The sequence below is a fragment of the Mesorhizobium sp. C416B genome (assembly GCF_030323165.1).
Classification (GTDB): Bacteria; Pseudomonadota; Alphaproteobacteria; order Rhizobiales; family Rhizobiaceae; genus Mesorhizobium.
In genome coordinates this window covers 3,552,850-3,571,106 of record NZ_CP100471.1, presented here as the reverse complement: position 1 = coordinate 3,571,106, position 18,257 = coordinate 3,552,850, and the positions used below count along the sequence as shown (strand labels likewise).

The window sequence follows — 18,257 nt, the reverse complement described above, 5'->3', positions numbered from 1 at the left end:
CTACCTCCCCCTTGTGGGGAGGTCGGACCGCAGGTCCGGGTGGGGGTCTGGCGCCGCACCCCACCCCGCTGCTTCGCAGCGACCCTCCCCACAAGGGGGAGGGTGAACAAGAAACCGGAGCTAAAACTTGAAAGCCAAACTGGGCATGTCCCCCATTGCGTGGTGGAACGACGATCTTGCCGAACTCAGCGACGACGTCTCGCTGGAAGAGTGCCTGCGCCAGTCGCGCTCGGCAGGTTTCACCGGCATGGAAATGGGCCGGCGTTTTCCAAACGACCCCGAAATCATGCTGCCGATCCTGAAGCAGGCCGACGTGACGCTGTGCGGCGGCTGGTTCTCCGGCACCCTGGTTGATGAGGACATGGGCAGGAACAAGGATCGCATCCAGCCGATGATCGACCTGTTCAAGGCGGTGAATGCGCCTTGCATCGTCTATGGCGAGGTCGGCCGCTCGATCCAGGGCGATCGCTCCAGGCCTCTCGCCACCAAGCCGAAATTGTCGAACGACGAGATGAGGGCCTATGCCAGGCGCCTCACCGAATTCGGCGAATGGTGCGCCGAGCAAGGCATGCCGCTGTCCTATCACCATCACATGGCGGCAGTGGTCGAGACTGAGCCGGAGCTCGATGCCTTCATGCGCCATTCCGGCGAAGGCATTCCGTTGCTGCTCGATGCAGGGCATCTCGCCTTTGCCGGTGGCGACGTGCTGCGCGCCATCGACAACCACCACAAGCGCATCAGCCATGTCCATGTGAAGGATGTGCGCATGGGCGTGATCGACGGGCTCGACCGCACAAAGCAGTCCTTTCTCGACGCCGTGGCGCTCGGTGCCTTCACGGTGCCTGGCGACGGTTCGCTCGATTTCGGCGCCATTGTGCAGCGCTTCGCCGACCATGGCTATGAAGGCTGGTTCGTCGTCGAGGCCGAGCAGGACCCGAAGAAGAACCCGCCGCTCAAGATGGCGCAGGTCGGCCACAAGGAATTGATGCGGGTGATGACGGCGGCCGGCTACACGGTGGAAACGCAGGGTTTTCCCAATGCCTGAGGCGATCCGATGAAGGATTACGAGCACCCGTTCTTCCGGCCGCTGTGGCGGCGCGTTGCCGTCGTCGCCGTCTGCGTGATCTGGGCCGGAATAGAATTCGCCTCCGGCACCCCATTCTGGGGCATCATTGCGCTCGGCTTTGCCGCCTACGCCGTCTGGCAGTTCTTCTATCTTTACAAGCCGGTGGAGGAGAGCAAGGCTGCGCCTCATCGACCGAAGACCGGCGAAGCGAAGGCGGACGCCGGACCGAAGGAATGAAGCGGCCGTGGCTCGGAAGGGCTTGCGGGTCGGACACTGGACACCTGGCGTATCGCCTACGTCGATGATTGGCCGGAACGTCCCTCGCTTCGTCATCCTAGGGTCTTCGCGACGGAGCTTCGCTCCTGCTTCGCCCTAGGATGACGAAGTTGAGAGGCCGACCTCGAAGACTTGCGATAGGAGAGACAAAACATGTCGAAACTGCTCGTCAAAGCCGACAAGGGCCATGGCCGCGTCGCCCATGTCACGCCCAAAAGCGCCGGATGGACCTATGTCGGCTTCGACCTGCACCGCCTGAAGCCGGGCGAGACCGCATCCGGCAAGACGCAGGATCGCGAAGTCTGCCTGGTGTTCGTCACCGGCAAGGGCACGGCAAGGGCCGGCGGCCAGGAACTCGGCCTGCTCGGCGAGCGCATGTCGCCCTTCGAGGGCAAGCCGTGGTCGGTCTATATTCCGGAGGGTTCGGACTGGTCGGTCACCGCCGACACCGATCTCGAACTCGCGGTCTGCTCGGCGCCGGGCCTGGGCGGCGGCTTGCCCGTTCGCGTCATCGCACCCGACGACCTCGGCCAGGAGACTCGGGGCAAAGGCACCAACACGCGCTACGTCACCAACATATTGCCCGAGGGCAAGCCCGCCGACTCGCTGCTGGTGGTCGAGGTCATCACGCCCGGTGGCCACACATCGAGCTACCCGCCGCACAAGCACGATCAGGACAATCTGCCGGCCGAATCCTATCTTGAGGAAACCTATTACCACCGCCTCAACCCGCCGCAGGGCTTTGCCTTCCAGCGGGTCTACACCGACGCCGACAAGTCGGGCGCCCGCGAACTGGACGAGGCGATGGCGATCGAGGACGGCGATGTCGTGCTGGTGCCCAAGGGCTATCATCCGTGCGCGGCCTGTCACGGCTACGACCTCTATTACCTTAACGTCATGGCCGGGCCGAAGCGGACGTGGAAGTTCCACAACGCGCCCGAGCACGAATGGCTCATGAAGGCCTGATCGGCCTTCGCTTGCGCCGGAAGCTGTTGGTCCAGCAGCGAAAAATCGTCGGCTAACGATCCATGGGGTCGATTTGCCTTCGAAAACTCGCATAAGCTTCGTCAATCCGTCATGGAAATCACCTATGGCAGCGGGCTGACGAGGATTTTTTTCGATGCGCTACGCCATTTATTTCACCCCGAGGCAGGACGAACCGCTGGCGCGGATCGCCGCCAATTGGCTGAGCCGCGACCCCTTTGGCGCCGCCACCAGGCCGGTCGAGGCGGTGGGCGAGCTGTCGGCGGCCGAAGTCGCCTTTCACACCGCATCGGCGCGGCGCTACGGTTTTCATGCGACGCTGAAAGCGCCCTTCCGGTTGGCCGCCAACGAAACCGAAAGCTCGTTGCGCGCGGCGCTGGACGCCTTTGCCGAAGCAACGCCGACGGTCACCATCCCGCGCCTGGTCGTCAGCCAGATCGATGGTTTCTTCGCTTTGCTGCCGGAAGGCCCGCTGCCGCCGCTCAACCGTTTCGCCGATGATGTCGTGCTTAGCTTCGACCGTTTTCGCGCGCCGCTCACCGAGGCCGAGATCGAGCGGCGCAGCCCGGATTCGCTGAAGCCGGCCGAGTTCCGCAATCTCTGCCAGTGGGGCTATCCCTATGTGTTTGAGACCTTTCGCTTCCACATGACACTGTCCGGCCGGGCCGGGCCGCAGGAAAGCCAACGTCTGCGCGCGGCAATTGACAGCCTGTTCGCCGATGTGCTGCAGCAGCCGGTGCTGGTGGATGCGCTGACGCTGTTCGTCGAAACCGAACCGGGCGCTCCGTTCATGGTGCTTTCGCATCATGCGCTCGGCCGCCGCGCTGCCCGAAAAACCGCCTGACCGCAATTCGTCCGAGTAAGCAAGGACTGCCTGAATGACCGCCGAAACTGTTCTCCACAACGCCCGCATCGTGCTTGCCGACGAGATCGTCGAAGGGTCGCTCGTGCTGCGCGACGGTTTTATCTCCGGCGTCGACGCCGGCACCGGCCACACCGGCGGGAGCATGGACGGCGAGGACATGGGCGGCGACTACATCATTCCCGGCCTGGTCGAGCTGCACACTGACCATCTCGAAGGCCACTATGCGCCGCGCCCGAAAGTGCGCTGGAACCCGATCGCCGCCGTCCTTGCCCATGACGCGCAGGTGGCCACCGCCGGCATCACCACCGTGCTCGACGCTTTGCGTGTCGGCATGGACGAGGACGCGGATATTACCTCCGACGACATCCGCAAGCTCGCCGGCGCGATCGAGGACAGCGTCGCGAAAGACCGGTTGCGGGCCGACCATTTCCTGCACCTGCGCTGCGAGGTCTCGGCGCCGGATTGCTTGCGGGCTTTCGCCAATTTCGATGGCGACGGGCGGGTCAAGCTGGCCTCGCTGATGGACCATGCGCCGGGACAGCGTCAGTTCGTCAATCTCGAGACCTACGCCCATTACTATCAGCGCAAGCTGAAATTGACCGATCGCGACTTCCAATTGTTCTGCGAAAAGCGGATGTCGGAATCAGCGAAGAATTCGGGACCGAACCGGGTGGCGATATCAGCCGCCTGCAACGAGCGGGGCATTGTGCTGGCAAGCCATGACGACGCCACATCGGGCCATGTCGACGAAGCGATCGAGCAGGGCGTGCGCGTCGCGGAATTCCCGACCACGCTGGAAGCCGCCAAGGCCTCGAAGGATGCCGGGCTCGGCGTGCTGATGGGCGCGCCCAACGTCATGCGCGGCTCCTCGCATTCGGGCAATGTCTCGGCCCGCACGCTGGCCGGCGACGGCCTGCTCGACATATTGTCGTCCGACTATATCCCTTTCAGCCTGATCCAGTCGGCCTTCTTCCTCGGCGACGTCGTCGAGGGCATCTCCTTGCCGCAGGCGGTCGCGATGGTGTCGAAGAACCCGGCCGAGGCCATCGGCCTCAACGACCGCGGCGTCATCGAACAGGGCCGCCGCGCCGACCTCGTGCGGGTGCGCGTCGACGACCATGTGCCGGTCGTGCGCACCGTCTGGCGCCAAGGGCGGCGGGTCGCCTGATGGTCTCGGCGTCGATCGAGCGCGAACTGACCAGCGAGGCCTTTCCGGTCCGCAACGGCGTCTTCGTCGCCGTCGTCGGCCCGAGTGGCGCCGGCAAGGATACGGTAATCGGTTATGCCCGCACCTTGTTTGCCGACGAGACGAGGCTGGAGTTCGTCCGCCGGGTCATCACCAGGCCGAGCGATGCGGCAAGCGAGGATCACGACACGCTGGCCGACGCGGCCTTTGTCGAAGCCGAGGCCGACGGCGCCTTCGCCATTTCCTGGGAGGCGCACGGCCTGCGCTACGGCATTCCGGCCGATGTCGACTGGTCCATCGCCAATGGCCATGTCGCGGTCGCCAATGTCTCGCGCGCAGTCATCCCGGTGCTGCGGGAGCGCTATGCCAATCTGGCTGTCGTCGAGATCACCGCCTCGCCGGAAATCCTCGCCGAGCGTCTCGCCCAGCGCGGCCGCGAATCGCGCGGCGAAGTGCTGGCTCGGCTCGCCCGCAGCGCCAATGTCGCTTTGTCCGGCTCCGGCGTCACCTCGATCGACAATGGCGGCCGGCGCGAAGCCGCCGGAGAACGCTTCGCCGAGGTGCTGCGCAAGGCGATGGCCTTCTCGGATATATCCGGCGTGATGTAGCGCTACTCGGCCGCGACAGTCTTGCGGCTGGCATCGAGCATCAGCCGCCTTGCGCGGAACACGCCCCATTGCTGGTCGACCAGCACGCCGATCAGGATCACGCCGCCCATCACCGCGAAGTTGAGCGAGGACGGGATGCCGAGCAGATTGACCAGGTTCTGCAACTCCTGCAGCAGCACGGTGCCCAGGATGACGCCAACCAGCGAGCCTTCGCCGCCGCGCAGCGAGAAGCCGCCGAGCACGGCGGCGGCAATGGCGTAGAGTTCGTAGAACTGGCCGTGGCTGGCCGGCGAGATCGAGCGCGTGTACATGGCGAAATAGATCGCCGACAGCGCCGTCAGAACGCCGCAGATGACATAGGCGGCCATCACGACGCGGCCGGTGCGGATGCCCGAATATTTAGCCGCCTCTTCGTTCTTGCCGATGGCATAGAGGTAGCGTCCGAACACCGAGCGGTGCAGCACCACCCACATGACGATCGAAATGACGATCAGTGCGATGAAACTGTTGGGCACGCCATAGCTGCGGCCCGCGGTGAGGAATTCGAGCTCGGGAAAATTCTGGCCGAAGGCGAAGCCGGCGGTGCCGTCGGCGGTATAGAAACGGGCGACCCCGCGATAGATCAAAAGGCCGCACAGCGTCACCACGAAGGGCTGCAATTTCAGCCTTGTGATCAGCCAGCCATGCGCCAGCCCGATGATGCCGCCCAGCACCAGGATCAGCGGCAGCGCCAGCGGCCATGGCATGTCGCGCACAGCGATGAAATCGATGAACAGCGTGCCGAGCAGCGCCACCAGCGACCCCACCGACAATTCGATGCCGCCGGTGATGATGACGAAGGCCTGGCCGATGGCGAGAATCCCGAACAGGCCGATCAGGTTCGAGGTGTTGGCGAGGTTGATCGGCAAAAGGAAGCGCGGGTTGATGGCGGTCACCACGGCGCCGACCACCAGGATCAGGATCAGCAGGCCGAGATCTTTTTTGCTCATCGTCTTCTCCCCAATGCGCCGGACCGGCAATCGCCTGAAGCCCGCTAGTTTGCCGGCTTGCCGACCGCCAGCAACAGCACGTTTTCCTGGCTGAATTGTTCCTTGTCGAGAATGCCCGAGATCTGGCCCTCATGCATGACGGCGATGCGGTCGGACACGCCGATCACCTCTTCCATGTCGCTGGAGATCATCAGCACGGCCACGCCGGCATCGGCCAAGGCTCGCATCAGCCCGTAAATCTCGGCCTTGGCGCCGATATCGATGCCGCGCGTAGGCTCATCGAGGATCATCACCTTCGGGTTCATCGCCAGCCATTTGCCCAGCACCACCTTCTGCTGGTTGCCGCCCGACAGCGTGCCGGTTCGCGTCTGCACCGACGGCGCCTTGATGCCGAGATTGCTCTTCTGCTTCTCGGCGGTGGCGGTCTCGGCGCTTGCCGACACCAGTCGACGCTTCGCATGCGCCGGCAGGTTGGGCAGCGAGATGTTCTGCGCGATCGACAGGTCAAGCAAAATGCCGGTCAGCTTGCGGTCTTCCGGAACCAGGAAAATGCCATGCGCGACCGCATCGGCCGCCGAACCCAGTACAAGCGGCTTGCCGTCGAGTTCGAGCCCACCGCCAAGCGTGCTGTCGATGCCGAAGAACACCCGCGCCAGTTCGGTGCGGCCGGAGCCGACAAGACCGGCAAGGCCGAGGATTTCACCGCGCCTGATGTCGAGGTCGACCGGCCGGGCAGGGTAGGCGGGGGTGCGGATGGCTTTGGCCGAGAGAGCCGTGGCGCCCGGCGCCCGCGCCGCCTCGGAGGCCTTCTCGCGCTCCTTCAGCATGCGGCCGATCATCAGCTTGACCATCTGGTCGTGGTTGATGGCGCTCTTCGGCAAGGTGCCGGCCAGCATGCCGTCGCGCAGCACCACGACGCGGTCGGCGACGCGCTCGACCTCATGCAGCCGGTGCGAAATGAAGATGACGCTGATGCCATCGGCCTTCAGCGCCTTGATGACGTCGAGCAGCTTGTCGGTTTCGGCAAGCGGCAGGCTCGATGTCGGCTCGTCGAGGATGACCAGCCGGGCCTTGATCGACAGCGCCTTGGCGATCTCGACCATCTGCTGCTGGGCAAGCGACAGCGAGGCAACCGGCGTATCGGCGGAAAAGTTGGCGCCGACACGCTTCAGCAGCGGCGCCACCATTTCGCGCAGCTTGGCGCGGTCGACCAATCTCAGCGGCCCGCCGCGCAACGGCTCGCGGCCGAAGAAGATATTGGCGGCAACATCGAGGTTTTCGAACAGATTGAGTTCCTGGTGGACGAAGGCGATGCCCGACCCCAGGCTGCCTTCGACGGTGAGCCCGTCATGCGCAACGCCGTCGACGGTGATGGCGCCGCTGTCCGGCCTGGTGACGCCGCCGAGGATCTTCATCAAGGTCGACTTGCCGGCGCCGTTTTCGCCGACCAGGCCGATCACCTCGCCCGGCCTGACTTCCATGGAAAAGCCGTCCAGCGCCACCACGCCCGGATAGGTCTTGCGCACGTTCTCGAGGCCGAGGAACGGGGTGGTTGCGACGATGGATGGGTCGGAATAATTCATCACGCCATATTTGATCAGGCTTGCCAGCAGCCGGTGGGCTACAGACTGACGGGCCTTGGCCGGCCCGTCAACACGATCGCCGGCTCAAGGCGAACCCTGAGCCGGCGCAACTGCTCGTGGTCTCAGTTTCCGGACATCGCCTTCAGATTGGCGGCATAGGTGTCGACATCGTCCTTACCGATGATCTTGGTCGGGATGATGATCAGGCCGCCTTCCGGAATGCCTGATTTGTCGCCCTTGAGATAGGCGGCCATCAGCTTCATGCCCTGATAGGCCCATTCGAAGGGCTGCTGCACGACGGTGGCCGCCACGGTGCCTTCCTTGACGCCGCCCAGCGTGATCGGATCGTCATCGAAGCCGACGACGGTGATCGAGCCGAGCTTGCCGGCGTCGCGCAGCGCTTCATAGATGCGCGGCGTGTTGTAGGAATAGAAGCCGACCATGCAGGTGATGTCGGGGCTGGCGACCAGCGCGTCCTCGACATTCTTCTTGGCGCGCGCCTGGTCGATGTCGTCGCCGCGCACGTCCACCAGTTCGATCTTGCTGCCGGCGAGGCCGTCCTTCATGCCCTGGATGCGTTCCTTGGCATTGTCGGCGCCGAGCAGGCCGACGAAGCCGAGGCACTTGCCGCCGTCCGGCATCGCTTTCTTGGCGATCTCGGCCGCCTGCTTGCCGGCGTCGACATTGGACGAGCCGATATAGGCGACGCGCTTGGTCTGCGGGGCATCGGAGTCGGTGGTGAACAGCGCCGTTTCCGACGCGATCTTGTTCAGGCCGTCGGTCGAGGTCTTGGGGTCGACGGCCGAGACCATGATGCCCTTGACGCCGGCGGTCACCAGATCGTCCATCAGCCGCTGCTGGATGGCGACCGAGGACTGCTCGGGATACTTGAGTTCGAGATTGTAGTCGGGCAATTCGGCCTGCGCCTTCTTGACGCCGGCTTCGGCGGCCTTCCAGAAATCGGAAGCGCCGTTGACGACGAAGGCAAGCGTCGGCTTGTCGTCGGCGCGCGCAATGGCTGTCGCGGTCAGGCCAAGCAGCAGGGCTGCGGTGGCCACGGATGCATGTCGTATCAAGGATTTCATGTTCAACCTCCCGTTTTGGCTCAGTCGTCGGACTGAACCGATCTGAATTCACTGACTTGCCGCTCGCGATTTGGACGCCCTCCTCCTCAGGGGTTCCCGGCGCTGAAGAATGGCGTCGTCGGTCGCGATCACGGACTTTAGAGACTCATCCCGTGCTCGTAAATAGTCTGATTTGTCTGACATATCACATGTCCGAGACCAGGCTTGCGGAGGCAAACCCCGCTCGCCATCGGGCCATTCACGTGCACTTCTCGCCGCACGGGGTCCCACCTGACCGGACACGGCGGATTGACGTTACAGCGTCGTTTTGTATTAGTAAACACTATTAGCAGAGGTCTCGCGCGGACACTCGGCGGTGGGCCTAGGTCTAGTTTGCCCGAACAGGTGCAGCACGGCTTCGCGCAAGCAGATGCCTTGCAGTCCTCAAATTTCACGCGGCCCGAAGCGGCATGGCGGCGAACTTCAAAGCTGCTAATAAAGATAAACGCCTTCGACTATTTCCATTGGTCGACGGCGCGACACCATCTTGTCGGTGTGGCAGGCTTGCGACTAGACAGGCTGGGGATTGGGACGCAATGCCATGAGCGAGACGAGGGATCCGGACGACACGGCGAAGCGGCGCAAGGCGCCGGCGAGAGCCGCCAAGGGCGGCCGCGTCACCATGACCGACATCGCCAGGGCAGCCGGTTGCTCGCAGGCGACCGTCTCTTTCGTGCTCAACGATTCGCCCGGCATCCGGCTGTCGCAGCAGACGCGCGAGCGGGTGATCGACGCCGCGCGCTCGCTCGGCTACGCAGCACCCGCCTTCTCGGCGCTGCGCAAACCTGTTCCCGCCTTCGATGGACTTGACGGTGTCATCGGTTTCGCTGTCGACCAGCTGGCGACAAGCCCGGAAGCCGTTGTCGCCATCGAGGGCGCGCGCCAGGCGTCGTGGAACGCCGGCAATGTGTTGCTCGTGGCGCAGACGATGGGCGACTCCGTCATGGAGCCGCGCGCCATTGCGGCGCTCACCAGGCGCGGCATCTCGGCGCTGGTCTACATGACCATCTTCACCCGCGAGATCACGGCACCGGACTTCCTCTACGGCCTCGACATCCCGGTCATCCTGCTCAACTGCTACACGGCCGATTATGCCTTCCCGGCCGTGGTGCCGTCCGAGATCGCCGGCGGCCAGAACTCGACCCGGCATCTGATCGGCCACGGCCACCGCCGCATCGCCACCATCACCGGCGAGCCGTGGATGCAGGCCGCGCAGGACCGCCTCAAAGGCTACCGCAGGGCGCTCGCCACCGCCGACATCCCGTTCGATCCCGAACTGGTGGTCGAGGGCGACTGGTCGGCGAGCGCCGGCTACGCGGCGACCGTGAAGCTTTTGGCGCTGAAAGAGCGTCCGACCGCTATCTTCTGCCAGAACGACCGCACGGCCATCGGCTGTTACGAAGCGCTGAAGGAGGCGGGCCTGCACATCCCGCAGGACATCTCCGTCGTCGGCTATGACGACGAGGAGATCGCCCGTCACCTGTTCCCGCCGCTGACGACATCGATCCTGCCGCACATGGCGATGGGCCAATGGGCGATCGAACAGCTCGAAGTGCCGCCGCCTGCCGGCCGCGGCCGCTATCCCATCACCAAGCTGGAATGCCCGCTGGTCGAGCGGGAGTCGGTGGCAGCTGTGGCTGGATAAAGCTGAACCAATCCATCCCGATGCAAATCGGGATGGGTCTGTTTGGTGGTTGCGCCTCAGGGCAGGGACTATCCGGGAACGTGCCGCGGTTAGAACCGCAAGACGACAAAGGAGCGCCTGCGATAGCAGCGCCGGCGCAGCCGGCCATGCCGCCAGAACGTGCGGCAGTGCCGTCTCCAGACATGCCGCCTGTGGTGGCGACGATGGTGCCATCGCCGATGCGAGATCTGCTCAACATCGCCAGCGCCTTCGTCGTCATCAAACGAATTGGCATCCTGCTTGTCGAGTTCATCGAGAATGCCGTTACCGACATTGGGAACCCCGGCCACGGCCTCGAGAGGCCGAACCGAGGTAGCAAGCGCCGCGGCCCCCGCAACGCCAAACAATGCTGTCAAGAATGATCGCCGATCCATCAAAACCTCCATCAGCAAGACAAGGCTAACATGACGAGCCTAACACAATGCAGCTAGAGCGGGTGATACAAAAGGCCAGAGGCGAATCTTCGAGCCGGCCCAACCGGGTGACCGGACGGACGGTAGAGGTCAGATTAAGGCCGCAACCGGGCGGCGCGCTTCCTTCGGCTCGGTGACCAAGCCATGCAGAATGCCGCCGATGAAAGCGCACAGCCTGACCGGTTCCGCCTTTCCGCGAAACGCTGAACCGCTCGGCAAAGCTCTCTCCCTAAGAATGCCCGCCACCTTGCGGCATTGGGGCTGGCTGAGAGACTGATGCCCCACGGCACATGCGATGTTGCGGTACTCAGCGCCGCGCCAATATCCGGCAGAGCTCCTTCAGGTCCCGGTCGTAGGTGCCCTTGCCGCTGAGCACGCTGGCGCAGCGTTTCTTCATCTTGGCGATCTGGCCGGCCGACATGGCGCTGATGGCAACCACCGCCGGCCGCGCCGGCACCGCCGGCGTGTTGGGATCCCTAGGGCTGGTGGACGTTGTCTGTGTGCCAATGCCGACGCCGACCCCGGCCGTCACTCCACTGCCCACCCCGACCCCGGCGCCGACCCCGACACTGCTGCCGACGGTTGCGCCGACCCCGACCCCGACGCCCGTGCCGACCGATACGCCGGCGCCCGCGGTAACGCCGCTGCCAACCGAGGCGCCGACACTGGCGGTGGTGCCGCTGGTGCCTCCGACCGTCGCTCCGGCATTGACGCCCTTGCTCCCGCCGACCGAGACACCGACGCCAAGCCCGCCGCCACTGCCGCCGACCGAAACACCCACCCCACCGCTGCCGCCGATGCCCACACTGAGCCCGCCCGCGCCAGCCGGAAAGCACAAAGCCACGGAAACCGCGCCGCCGGCCAAGACCTTTGTTAAACTTTTAAAGAAATCCATAACGCCGCTCCCCGTGCTGGTTGCCTGGACGCAGGTTGAACAGCATCCGTTACCAATATGATTACGCGAGTGTAGCGTTTTTAGTTTCTGCAAGAATAGGTAGTATTGGAAATCGTTGTTATAGCTTCTTGCGGCGACCGGAATATATATTTTGGAATTGGCGGAAAAAATCGAGGATTTGCGGTTAGACTCGGAACCTTAGACAGGCAGGACGAGTGCTCGCATGCGGGAATTTACCGGGCGCATGCCTCAGGCCATGTTGCGACGCCGCTTCGCTAGGCTGCGGTGGAGAATGGACCCTCGAGAATGGGGCTCGTACTGCAGAAAAGGGGACGATCCAAGAAACCCGTGACGATCTCCACCGATGTCGGGCGCGTTGTGCGCCACATCGTTCCGCTGCTCGCAGTCGACGGCGTCAGCGCTACCCTTGCGGGCATACCTTCGCCCCGTTTGGCGTTTCTGCCCTTTGGATCGGATGCCGATCGTCCGCTGGCGTTTCGAATCTCTTCAACTTACGCCGAGTTTCGCAAATCCACTTTAATCCCGGCTAACGTTCGAAGGGTTCGCCAAGCGAGGCGACACCGTTCAGCCTGAGCAAGCGGCGGTCCGCCGAGATGACACCGAGCACGACGATCGTAACGAGATAGGGAAGGCTGGAAAGCAGTTGCGATGGCAAGTCCAGACCGGTCGCCTGGGCGGCGAGGCTCATCAGCGAAACCGCACCGAAGAGGCAGGCACCCAGGAAGATGCGGCCAGCGAGCCACGTACCAAAGACAACGAGTGCGATCGCGATCCAGCCACGTCCGGCAATCATACCGTCCGCCCAAAGGGGCGTGTACACCGCCGCCGCATAGGCGCCGGCAAAACCCGCCATCATGCCACCAAAAGCTATGGCCGCGATACGGATAGCGATGACCGGATAGCCGATGGCATGGGCTGCCTTGGGATTCTCGCCGATTGCCCTCACGACAAGGCCGACTCTCGTATAGGCAAACATCGCCCAGATCGCAAACGTCACGGCAAGGGAAAGCCATACGACGACGTCCTGGACAAACAGCCTGCCGACTACCGGGATTTCCGAGAGGCCGGGAAAGGCAAGTTTCGGGAGCCCCTTGACCGTCAAGCTCTCGTAGCTTTTGCCGAACAGCGCCGAAAGGCCCTGGCCGAGAATGCCGATCGCAAGGCCTGTCGCGACCTGGTTTGCCCGGAATCCGAGTGCCAGCACTGCAAAGACGAGGGACAGGACGGCGCTACCGAGGCCGGCGGCAACGAACCCCAGCAGGTGTCCACCGCCGTGGTAGACGACGATGAACGCGAGCACCGCGCCGAGGGCCATCAGGCCCTCTACGCCGAGGTTAAGAACGCCGGCGCGCTCGACCACCAACTCGCCGAGTGCGGCAAGGAGAAAGGGGGTTGCCGCTGCGAGCATGCCCGAAATAATGAACTCGACGGCGTTCATGGCTGGCTCAGGTGATGGGGGCGGCGCCACTCGATGCGGTAGCGCACGAAGGCCACAGCGCCGAGATAGGCGAGCAGCAAGCTGCCTTGGAAGACGCGGACGGCGGCGATCGGCAGGTTTGCCGACACCATCGCATTGTCGCCGCCGATATAGAGGACAGCCATAAAGAGCGCGGAAAAGATGATGCCGACTGGATGCAAGCCGCCGAGATAGGCGACAATGATGGCCGCATAACCGTAGCCGGTCGAGATCGAGCGCTGCAGCTGGCCGAGCGGCCCCGCGACTTCCGCCGCGCCTGCCAGTCCCGCCGCCAAGCCACCGATCAGAAGCGATAGCCAAATCGCACGCCCTTCGCTGAAGCCGGCGTAACCGGCCGCGCGCGGGGCAAGGCCGCCGACCTTGAGCTTATACCCCATGAAGCTTCGCTGCATGAAAACCCAGGCCACCAGCGAGAGCGCAAGTGTGATGAGCAGCGAGACGTTGACGCGGGTACCGGTGATCAGGGTCGGCACCATCGCGTCGTTCTGAAACATGACGGATTGTGGGAAATTGAAGCCGGCCGGGTCCTTCCATGGGCCGAGCAGCAGGTAGTTGAGGACTTGCGCCGCAACGAGGCTCAGCATCAGGGAGACCAGGATCTCGTTCGCATTGAGCCTGACGCGCCAGAAGGCGGTGATAGATGCCCAAAGTGCACCGCCGAGGGCACCGAGAAGCAGCATCAGCGGCCAGATCCACTGCCCGGTCGCCTGCGGAAACCAGACGGGGATCGCCGAGGCGAAAATAGCGCCCAGGATAAACTGGCCCTCCGCGCCGATGTTGAACACTTTTGCGCGGAAACCGATCGCCAGCCCCTGCGCAATGAGGAGAAGGGGCCCCGCCTTCAGCAGCACCTCCGCAAACGATGCCCAGGAGAGGAACGGCTCGAGAAGCATCGCGTACAGGACGGCCGCCGGATCTCGGCCTATCAGCACATAAAGGCCCAGATTGAGGATGATCGCCATGCCAAGCGCGACAGCCGGGGCCAGCATGGCCGCGACGAGCGAGGCATGCTCCCGGCGGACGAGCGCGGGGAGGAACGGCGCGGCCCAAACGCTCATGCAGGAACCTTCTCTGGCGAGGCATGTGCTCCGATCATGTATCTGCCGATGTCTTCGGGGCGCGTGTCCCGCGTGACCAGAGGCGGACTCAGCATTCCATGATGGAGCACCTGGATGAAATCGCAGAGTTCGAAAAGTTCCTCGAGTTCCTCGGAAATTACGAGGATCGCCACGCCCAGGTTGCGCAACGCGATGAGCCGCCTTCTGATGGCGGATGCAGCGCCAATGTCTACACCCCAGGTCGGCTGCGCCACGAAAAGCAGTTTTGGCGACAGCATCATCTCGCGACCGACGATGAATTTCTGCAAGTTGCCGCCGGACAGCGAGCCCGCTTCGGCATCCGGGCCGGAGGCGCGGACGTCGTACCGACGGATGCATTCGCTGGTGAAAGCCGTCGCTCCGGCGCTGTTGATGAGGCCGCGCCTCACGAGATCGAAAGGATGGGCGGTAAGAACGGTGTTGAGCACGAGCGACATTTCAGGGACCGCGCCGCGTCCCAGCCGGTCTTCGGGCACGAAGGCGAAGCCAAATCTCCTGCGCGCGGCCGCATCGAGTGCGCCTACGTCGCGGCCCATCATGTAAATCCGGTCGCGTTGTTCCTTCAGCAGCATCGCTTCGCCCGAGATAAGCGCGGCAAGCTCGCCTTGGCCATTGCCCGATATTCCGGCTATGCCAAGGATCTCGCCTGATCGTACCGTGAGGCTGATGCCGGAGAGCGGCGTGGCAAAGGGGTCGTCCGGCGTGTAGTCCATGCCGATTATTTCCAGCCGCTTCTCCCCCTCGGGCATGGCCAACGCGGGCATCACCTCGGGCATGTCGCGGCCGATCATCATCCGGGCGAGGTCGTGCGCATCATAGTCGCGCGGGTCGACGGTGCCGATAACGCGCCCTCCACGCAAGACCGTCGCCTGGTCACAGATCGTGCGAATTTCCTCCAGTTTGTGGGAGATGAACAGGATGGACACGCCGCGGTCGCGAAGGCGCCTGAGCGTGTCGAACAGCTTCTTCACCGCCTGCGGCGGCAAGACCGAGGTCGGCTCGTCGAGAATGAGCAGCTTCGGGTCCGTCATCAGGCAGCGGATGATCTCCACCCGCTGCCGTTCGCCGACCGAGAGCGCGTGCACATCGGCGAGAGGATCCACTTCAAGGCCAAAATCCTGGCCGAGGCTGCGGATGCGCCCCGCCAGCTCCGCCTTGCCGCCGGGGACGACGAGCTGGATGTTCTCGACGACAGTCAGCGTCTCGAACAGCGAGAAATGCTGAAAGACCATGCCGATGCCCCTGCGCCGTGCCTCAGCCGGCGAGGCAAGGCGCAGATGCTCTCCGTTCCAGACGACGGTGCCTTCGTCCGGCTGTTCAACGCCATAGATGAGCTTCATCAGCGTCGATTTGCCCGCCCCATTCTCCCCGAGAATCGCATGGATCGATTGGGGCGCCACGTCCAGATCGATGGCTTGGTTGGCCCGGATCTGGCCGTAGCTCTTCGAGATGCCGCGGAGCGACAGAAGGGGCGGGGTCATGACTTACTTCGGCAGTGGTGTGGTGACACCCTTGACGTGCCAGTCCATCGCGACGATCTCGGGATCCGCTATCGTCGCACCGGCGGCGGCGGCTTCGCTGCCGTCGGCCTTGGTGATTGGACCTGTGAAGGGCGAGAAGCTGCCGTCGGCGATCTTCGCCGCCACTTCCTTGATCTTCGTCATCGTGTCGGCTGGGATATCTGAGTTCCAGTCCACGACCTCCACCACCTTTTCGGCGACGCCGAGGAAGGTGTTGGCGCCCTTGAAAGTTCCGGCGAGATGGGCATCCACGGAAGCCTTGAAGAAGGGCGACCAGTCTGTCGCGATGCAGCCGAGATATTTCTTCGGTGCATATTTCTTCATCGACGAATTGAGGTTGAACGCGTAGACGCCAGCCTCCTCGCAGGCCGAGATCACGGAGGGTGTGTCCTGCGCGTTCGAGAAGATCACGTCGCAGTTCTGTGCCATCAGCGCCTTGGCGGCTTCCTGTTCCTTGGCCGGGTCGAACCAGGAGTTCACCCAGACGACCGATACCTCGATATCGGGATTTACGGTCTGTGCGCCGAGCGTAAATGCGTTGATCGAGGTGATCAGCTCCGGAATGGCGAAGGCCGAGACGGAGCCGACCTTGCCGGTCTTGGAAAGAGCTGCGGCGGCTATGCCGAGCAGGTAAGTGCCCTGGAAATACTTCGCCGCGAAGGGCGAGAAATTCGGCGCGGTCTGGAAGCCGGAGGCATGCAGCACGGTGACCGCAGGATCGCGGCGGGCGATCTGTAATGCACCATTCTGGTAGCCGAATGAGCCGGCGATCAGGAACTTGTTACCGTCGGCGACGGTCTTGTTCATGATCCGGTCGGCGTCCGGCCCTTCGGCGATGTTCTCGATGACGGTGATCTTCACCTTGTCGCCGTATGCGGCCTTGACCGGCTCGAGGCCGGCGGCGAGCGCATGGCCCCAGCCGACATCGCCGACCGGCGACGGGAGCACGAGCGTGATACCGAGCGGCTCGTCGGCCGCAAAGGCGGGACGGCTGCCAAGCGCGCCGGCAAGCCCTGTCGCGGCAAGGCCCTTCATCAGAGTTCTGCGGGTCAGATAGTTCAGCATGTCAGTTCCCCTGTCTTAAGTTGTTAGAATTCCACCGCGGCAAAGGCGGCTTCCGCGTCCGCAGCAAGCCGGGCCTCGTTCAGCCCGGTAAACGCACCCTTCTCCCAGACGATGCGGCCGTTGATCATGGTCATGTCGGTGGGCATGCCGATACCGACCTTGGCGATCAGGCTCAATGGATCGTGGCGCGTGCCGACATAATCCATGCGGCGCGTGTCGATCGCGAAGAGGTCGGCGCCCATGCCGGGCGACAGTCGGCCGATGTCATTGCGGCCCAGAAGCGCGGCCCCGCCCGTTGTCGCATAGCCGAGGAAATCGACCGGCGCAGGCACGGGATGAGCGCGCGTCGAGGCCGCCAGGCATTGCAGCATGTAGGCGGAATGGATGCAGTGCATGAGGTTGGAGTTGTCGTTCGAGGCAGCACCGTCGCAGCCGAGACCGACGCGCAGGCCAAAGGCGGACATGGCGGGAATATCAGTCACCTCCGCACCCACCAGATAGACCGGCTCCGGGCAATGCGAGACACCGGTGCCGCTCGCCGCCATCAGCCGCAGTTCGTCATGCGTCAGCTCCCAGCAATGGGCATAGAAAGTGTCTCGGCCGGCAAATCCGAGGTCCTCGAGATAGTCCACCGTACGCATGCCATGGCGGGCCTCGATGATCGGGCTTTCGCCCTCGCCGACATGGGTGTGCATCCGCACCCCGCGATCACGCGCCAGCGAAACCGATTCCACGAAGGTCTCGCGGTAGCAGTTGACCGGCTGGCAGGGAGCGACCACGACCTGACGCATGCTGAAGGGACTGGTGTCGTGATAAGTGTCGATGAGGCGTGCGCAGTCGGCAATGAATTCGTCCGTGGTCTCCAGCATCTCGTCTGGAATGGTCGAGCCTTCCGATTTTGGCAGCGTGTTGCCGCCGCGGCCGGCATGGAAACGCATGCCGAGAAGATCGGCCGCTTCGAACTGCCGGTCGATGAGCCGTTTTCCGGCATGGCGCGGAAAATTGTACTGGTGGTCGAAGGCCGTCGTGCAACCGTGCTTTATCATCTCTGCCATCGCCGTGATCGAGGCGTGGTAGAAACAATCCTCGTTGAGCCGGGAGAAGATCGGATAGATCCGGTCGAGCCATTCGATGACCGACAGCTTCGTCCAGTCGAGTTCGGCACGGTTGCGCACAAAGCACTGAAAGAAGTGATGGTGCGTGTTGACGAGGCCGGGATAGACGAACCAGCCGTCGGCGTCCTGCACGATAGTACCGGCCGGCAACTCGCTTCTGTGCAGGCCTTGCCCGATTGCCTCGATCTGCGGGCCATTCGTCAGCACATCGACATTGCGCCGGACGCTCGGACCCCTGCCCTCGTCGGTGATGACCGCTGCGCAATTCTTCAGGAGATAGCCGGTCACC

The 18,257-nt window shown here is 63.6% G+C and carries 17 protein-coding genes; 8 read left to right on the top strand and 9 right to left on the bottom strand.

Features of this window, described 5'->3' with window-relative positions; genetic code table 11:
• Positions 1 to 127: 127 nt before the first annotated feature.
• The 6 genes from iolE (at position 128) to phnN (ending at position 4,985) form a co-directional block, all read left to right on the top strand.
• Positions 128 to 1,045: a myo-inosose-2 dehydratase gene (iolE, locus tag NLY43_RS17295; RefSeq protein ID WP_023710450.1), complete on the top strand. Its 918-nt coding sequence runs from the start codon at positions 128 to 130 to the stop codon at positions 1,043 to 1,045.
• Positions 1,046 to 1,054: 9 nt separating this feature from the next.
• Positions 1,055 to 1,303, top strand: coding sequence for a hypothetical protein (locus tag NLY43_RS17290; protein WP_023710451.1), 249 nt, complete (start codon positions 1,055 to 1,057; stop codon positions 1,301 to 1,303).
• A gap of 192 nt (positions 1,304 to 1,495) precedes the next feature.
• On the top strand, positions 1,496 to 2,308 hold the full coding sequence (gene iolB, locus NLY43_RS17285; protein WP_023672346.1) for a 5-deoxy-glucuronate isomerase: 813 nt from the start codon (positions 1,496 to 1,498) through the stop codon (positions 2,306 to 2,308).
• Positions 2,309 to 2,462: 154 nt separating this feature from the next.
• The gene (locus NLY43_RS17280) at positions 2,463 to 3,170 is read left to right on the top strand and encodes a DUF1045 domain-containing protein (RefSeq protein ID WP_023695971.1); all 708 of its coding nucleotides are present in this window, start codon (positions 2,463 to 2,465) and stop codon (positions 3,168 to 3,170) included.
• A gap of 34 nt (positions 3,171 to 3,204) precedes the next feature.
• Positions 3,205 to 4,359, top strand: coding sequence for an alpha-D-ribose 1-methylphosphonate 5-triphosphate diphosphatase (locus NLY43_RS17275; protein WP_023695970.1), 1,155 nt, complete (start codon positions 3,205 to 3,207; stop codon positions 4,357 to 4,359).
• Positions 4,356 to 4,985: a phosphonate metabolism protein/1,5-bisphosphokinase (PRPP-forming) PhnN gene (gene phnN, locus NLY43_RS17270; RefSeq protein WP_023710452.1), complete on the top strand. Its 630-nt coding sequence runs from the start codon at positions 4,356 to 4,358 to the stop codon at positions 4,983 to 4,985. The genes NLY43_RS17275 and phnN overlap by 4 nt, the downstream gene beginning before the upstream one ends.
• A 2-nt stretch (positions 4,986 to 4,987) precedes the next feature.
• Here phnN and NLY43_RS17265 read toward each other — a convergent pair whose 3' ends face one another.
• The 3 genes from NLY43_RS17265 to NLY43_RS17255 form a co-directional block, all read right to left on the bottom strand.
• Positions 4,988 to 5,974, bottom strand: a complete 987-nt coding sequence (locus NLY43_RS17265) for an ABC transporter permease (RefSeq protein ID WP_023672350.1) — start codon at positions 5,972 to 5,974, stop codon at positions 4,988 to 4,990.
• A 44-nt stretch (positions 5,975 to 6,018) separates the two neighbouring features.
• Positions 6,019 to 7,557 (bottom strand): sugar ABC transporter ATP-binding protein, encoded by a 1,539-nt coding sequence (locus NLY43_RS17260; RefSeq protein ID WP_023672351.1) that lies wholly within the window; start codon positions 7,555 to 7,557, stop codon positions 6,019 to 6,021.
• A gap of 122 nt (positions 7,558 to 7,679) precedes the next feature.
• Positions 7,680 to 8,642: a sugar-binding protein gene (locus NLY43_RS17255; protein ID WP_023672352.1), complete on the bottom strand. Its 963-nt coding sequence runs from the start codon at positions 8,640 to 8,642 to the stop codon at positions 7,680 to 7,682.
• Between the two features lie 580 nt (positions 8,643 to 9,222).
• On the opposite strand from NLY43_RS17255, the gene NLY43_RS17250 reads away from it, so the two are divergent.
• Positions 9,223 to 10,326, top strand: coding sequence for a LacI family DNA-binding transcriptional regulator (locus tag NLY43_RS17250; RefSeq protein ID WP_031198361.1), 1,104 nt, complete (start codon positions 9,223 to 9,225; stop codon positions 10,324 to 10,326).
• A gap of 146 nt (positions 10,327 to 10,472) precedes the next feature.
• Entirely contained in the window at positions 10,473 to 10,727 is a 255-nt protein-coding gene (locus tag NLY43_RS17245) for a hypothetical protein (RefSeq protein ID WP_196815243.1), read from the top strand.
• A gap of 358 nt (positions 10,728 to 11,085) precedes the next feature.
• Here NLY43_RS17245 and NLY43_RS17240 read toward each other — a convergent pair whose 3' ends face one another.
• From NLY43_RS17240 to NLY43_RS17215, 6 genes are all read right to left on the bottom strand, one after another.
• Positions 11,086 to 11,622, bottom strand: coding sequence for a hypothetical protein (locus tag NLY43_RS17240; RefSeq protein ID WP_245267866.1), 537 nt, complete (start codon positions 11,620 to 11,622; stop codon positions 11,086 to 11,088).
• A 598-nt stretch (positions 11,623 to 12,220) separates the two neighbouring features.
• Entirely contained in the window at positions 12,221 to 13,132 is a 912-nt protein-coding gene (locus NLY43_RS17235) for an ABC transporter permease (RefSeq protein WP_023710456.1), read from the bottom strand.
• Positions 13,129 to 14,229, bottom strand: a complete 1,101-nt coding sequence (locus tag NLY43_RS17230) for an ABC transporter permease (RefSeq protein WP_023671209.1) — start codon at positions 14,227 to 14,229, stop codon at positions 13,129 to 13,131. The genes NLY43_RS17235 and NLY43_RS17230 overlap by 4 nt, the downstream gene beginning before the upstream one ends.
• Positions 14,226 to 15,749, bottom strand: coding sequence for an ABC transporter ATP-binding protein (locus NLY43_RS17225; protein WP_023683612.1), 1,524 nt, complete (start codon positions 15,747 to 15,749; stop codon positions 14,226 to 14,228). Before NLY43_RS17225 ends, NLY43_RS17230 begins: the two co-directional genes overlap by 4 nt.
• A gap of 3 nt (positions 15,750 to 15,752) precedes the next feature.
• Positions 15,753 to 16,850: a BMP family ABC transporter substrate-binding protein gene (locus NLY43_RS17220; RefSeq protein WP_196814159.1), complete on the bottom strand. Its 1,098-nt coding sequence runs from the start codon at positions 16,848 to 16,850 to the stop codon at positions 15,753 to 15,755.
• Between the two features lie 26 nt (positions 16,851 to 16,876).
• Positions 16,877 to 18,256: an amidohydrolase gene (locus NLY43_RS17215; protein ID WP_023700478.1), complete on the bottom strand. Its 1,380-nt coding sequence runs from the start codon at positions 18,254 to 18,256 to the stop codon at positions 16,877 to 16,879.
• Position 18,257 lies beyond the last annotated feature (1 nt).

Bases quoted from the DNA above. Each gene is read 5' to 3' on its own strand.
- NLY43_RS17225 (WP_023683612.1), bottom strand. From the start codon at position 15,749: ATGACCCCGCCCCTTCTGTCGCTCCGCGGCATCTCGAAGAGCTACGGC.
- NLY43_RS17280 (WP_023695971.1), top strand. From the start codon at position 2,463: ATGCGCTACGCCATTTATTTCACCCCGAGGCAGGACGAACCGCTGGCG.
- NLY43_RS17245 (WP_196815243.1), top strand. From the start codon at position 10,473: ATGCCGCCAGAACGTGCGGCAGTGCCGTCTCCAGACATGCCGCCTGTG.
- iolB (WP_023672346.1), top strand. From the start codon at position 1,496: ATGTCGAAACTGCTCGTCAAAGCCGACAAGGGCCATGGCCGCGTCGCC.
- NLY43_RS17275 (WP_023695970.1), top strand. From the start codon at position 3,205: ATGACCGCCGAAACTGTTCTCCACAACGCCCGCATCGTGCTTGCCGAC.
- NLY43_RS17255 (WP_023672352.1), bottom strand. From the start codon at position 8,642: ATGAAATCCTTGATACGACATGCATCCGTGGCCACCGCAGCCCTGCTG.
- NLY43_RS17265 (WP_023672350.1), bottom strand. From the start codon at position 5,974: ATGAGCAAAAAAGATCTCGGCCTGCTGATCCTGATCCTGGTGGTCGGC.
- NLY43_RS17260 (WP_023672351.1), bottom strand. From the start codon at position 7,557: ATGAATTATTCCGACCCATCCATCGTCGCAACCACCCCGTTCCTCGGC.
- NLY43_RS17290 (WP_023710451.1), top strand. From the start codon at position 1,055: ATGAAGGATTACGAGCACCCGTTCTTCCGGCCGCTGTGGCGGCGCGTT.
- NLY43_RS17235 (WP_023710456.1), bottom strand. From the start codon at position 13,132: ATGAACGCCGTCGAGTTCATTATTTCGGGCATGCTCGCAGCGGCAACC.
- NLY43_RS17250 (WP_031198361.1), top strand. From the start codon at position 9,223: ATGAGCGAGACGAGGGATCCGGACGACACGGCGAAGCGGCGCAAGGCG.
- NLY43_RS17230 (WP_023671209.1), bottom strand. From the start codon at position 14,229: ATGAGCGTTTGGGCCGCGCCGTTCCTCCCCGCGCTCGTCCGCCGGGAG.